The sequence below is a fragment of the Bacillus sp. JJ1764 genome, assembly GCF_036962145.1.
Lineage (GTDB): Bacteria > Bacillota > Bacilli > Bacillales > Cytobacillaceae > Neobacillus.
In genome coordinates, this window is the sequence record NZ_JBALNY010000190.1 from 1 (window position 1) to 3,619 (window position 3,619).

Below are 3,619 nucleotides of genomic sequence, written 5' to 3' on the forward strand. Positions count from 1 at the left end.
GATGGTAAATTTATCTTCTATATATATTTTATCGTTAATAAAAGTTGTAAAGTATTTCTCAAAAAGTTCAGAAACATTGTGCAGTACAGACAAATCCTGTTTTTCAATAGCTAATAATGCCGCCATTATAGCAATTCTAGGATTACCATCTGCAATTGCTATTATTTCATTTTGATATTTTTCATTATAAATATTAAAAGGTTCAGCTTCTATTATATCTTCTATTTGTTCATCCTTAAGTTTTTCAATATTCAATACCGTTTTAGATAAGTTATTGCATAAATTTTTTATCTCATTTAAAGCATAATCTCTAACGGTAATAACTACTTTTAATTTTCCTTTTCTATCAGCCTTATAAAAGCCTAATATTAGATTAAAAGCATCTATCCTATTAGCATCATCAACAAATAAAATATAATCTTTATTTGGATTAAAATAATCAAATAGGTCTTGTAATAAATCAAAATTTTTATAAGAAATACAGTATGCTTGGTAGTGTGAATGCTCAATTAGTAAATCTCTTATTGTTTCTATGGCTAATTTAGTTTTCCCCACACCTGCGGCACCATTTAATATCACAAAATCAAATGTATGTATTGCATCTTTCAACTCATTCATTTCTTCTTCTCTATGTAAAAAAGAATTATCTAACGGTGTCGCTATACCATTTGAAGCTTTATTATATTCTTTAATAAATGATACAAGGGAAACAATCTGGCCGGTATCAAATGCTAGATCTAAATATTGATGAACTAAATCACGATGTTGTAAGTGTAATTCCAAAGCAAGTAAATCCAGAGTAATTAATGTTAATTTAATATCTTTGTCTTTTATTAAAGAATTTAATTCATTTACGCAATCAATTTTTAAGTTAAAATTCATACACAATACAATTTCTTTAATACTTTCAATGGCTACACCAGTTTTCTCTTGATCAAGACACTTTTCAATGTCCTCTTTTAACTTTTTTATCCCAGCTGATATATTTGTAGAGTATTCAACAAACATATATTTACCATCTGGCAATAAAAAATATGAATCCGGTGTACCCTTAGTAGTCTTTTGTTTTCCTGTTTGACTTCCTATCCTTGCAAAAGATGCATAATTTGAATTACGTAAAATTAAATAGCTATCGCATAATTCTTGAAAAACTGTTTCATTTATTTCCTTCAATCGATTTTCAATTGCTTGAAGTCTACTCATAGATTTTCCCTTCTTGTTCTATGACAATAATTAATGATTGTTTAGGTATATTATTCAATTTTGGAAAAAATATTGGAGGCAAAAAGAAAAATAGCACTGTAGACCAAATTAAGTATAAAACCTTATCCACAAAATGGAATACATTACACTATCAAAATGCTTAGCGCCTTCATCATCTACTATAGAAATCATTGAGAGATATGCTATTGTATTTCATTTACATTTATGACCAAGAGCTTCCAATTCTCCTGATTCTTAAATTTATGGACAAATTGCAAATGCACTCGTACTTGGAAGTTTTCCTCATTTAACTGACTAAACCGAAATTTAACATAAAGGAATCTTTAAAAGGATTTATATTTGTTCACTTCCACTAGCAACTTGCTTCACTGCTATTTCAATCTCCGTTTGGGCTTCCTGTTCCTCTGCCATTTCTTCTGCTCCTCCATCTTTATTAAAATGAATTGACTCATATTGATAATCACCCATCATCATATCAAAATGAGCTTTATGATCCTGAATATAAAATATCTTTTTAAAAACATCGAAGTACCTATCCGCTACATCTTCATTACCTTCAACAAACAAGTCTTCACTTATATAATGTGAACCATCATTTATCCACGAAATCAAGGAGCGACACATAACTTTCTCTTCATATTCAAATTTATCTTCTAAATCATCGATATTTATATTTCCGAAGAACTTAAAATAATTTTCTAAAATTCTGCGCATAATATTTTGAATTGAGACAATACTTTGGTTCTCTCTTATTTTTAATTCCTTCCAAAGCAATTCATATGAGGTTTTTATAGGATTGTCTTGATACCTTTGGATATAGGATTTATTATTTCTTTTTCTAACAATCCAGAAGCTTCCTTCACCGTAACTTTTCTTCCCTTGATTGAAAGTAATTTCTTTGTGGAAATAAATATTATGAGTAAAAATAAACAATTGCTTAATGTCTGTGGAGTTATTTTTTATATCGAACATTATTTGTCTAACCAAGCTGCTCACCATAAACAAAACGTTACTATCTAGACTGGAAATAGGATCATCAATAACGACTACCTTATCTGTAACGATATCTTCTTTATTATTACTTCCTTTCAAAAGTTGGTAAAAATACAGGAATGTTATAAAAGTCTTTTCCCCTTCACTTAATGTATCTTTAACATCTTCACCATTTTCTCTTACAATTTTATAATTTCCTTTTTCAGAGGTTGTTGCCAATTTAAAGTTTTTAAAGCCAAACGATTTAAGGATATTATTTATCTCATTAACCGAGTGCTCAGCACTAGTAACTTTTTCTTGATAATTCAGTAGTTCATCCTCAAATTGTCTCTTATAACCTTTTTTTGTCTCCCGGCTACGATCCAAACCAGTCATAGCCTTTTCAATCCTGGAGTTTTTCCGGTTAAAATTATCAATATTTGTTTTATTTCTTTCAGCAATATAACGCCACATATCATTAATTAGATTTTCTTTTTCTACCTTTACATTCTCAATCAATCGATTATATTCATTAATTTTATTATTTGCATATGTAATCTCTACATTTACTTCTTCTAGGAAACTTGATAATTTGACAAGTTCTACTGATCTACTTGGTTCCTTCTTCTTTTGTTGGAGTAGAATCTTGTTTTCCTCATACTTTGATTTAATTAAACTAAGTAATCCTTGAAGTTTGTCTTTATTAATAAACGAATTTTGTTGGTCAACTAATACACTTATCTCAGCTAATATGGATTCAATTCTCTGATGATATTCCTTAGAAGTATTTGTTAAAGTTTCTATTTGTTTTATATAAGTTTGATCAAAATAACTATTGATTTTTTCTTCAAATACACTAGGAAGCGTTTGCTGACAAAAAGGGCATATTCCTTCTGTCTCTTTTAAAAGAATACTTCCTTGTTGTACCCAGTCACTGATGTTTAATTTAGATATTAAATCAGCAATATCAACATCTTCCTTACCTATAATCTTTTGTCTTAAAATGGGGTAATTTTCTATAGTCTCTTCATAAGAAATACTTTTAAATAATTGTACTTTTTCAACAGGCCGATCAAAAATAGACTCCTTTTTTTGTTTAATCTCTTCGATTGTTTTTAACTCTTTTTGCATATTACTAGATTCCTCTAAGCACTTTTGCATAAATTTATCTTTAGAGTTTCTAAATCCCTCAATTAAATCTTTAAATCCAGTATCAATTTCTCTTTTTAATTCCCAACATTTCTCTTTAAACTCATCTATTACGTCTTCTTTTTCCTTTTTCTTGTCATCATATATGCCGCTTAATCTTTTTATATCATCCTGGTGACTACGTATCTTTTCCTTTAGATCATCTATTGTTGCTTTTAAATCGACTGAGTCCTTACCTAACGTAAATATACCTTTAATTGGATTATCTATGCGA

The 3,619-nt window shown here is 28.7% G+C and carries 2 protein-coding genes; both read right to left on the reverse strand.

Features of this window, described 5'->3' with window-relative positions:
• Nucleotides 1-1,203, reverse strand: a 1,203-nt coding sequence (locus V7083_RS20995) for a hypothetical protein (RefSeq protein WP_335481627.1), incomplete at its 3' end; no start/stop codon positions are given.
• Nucleotides 1,204-1,557: 354 nt separating this feature from the next.
• Nucleotides 1,558-3,619 (reverse strand): AAA family ATPase (locus V7083_RS21000; protein WP_335481630.1); only part of this gene is annotated, 2,062 nt, incomplete at its 5' end.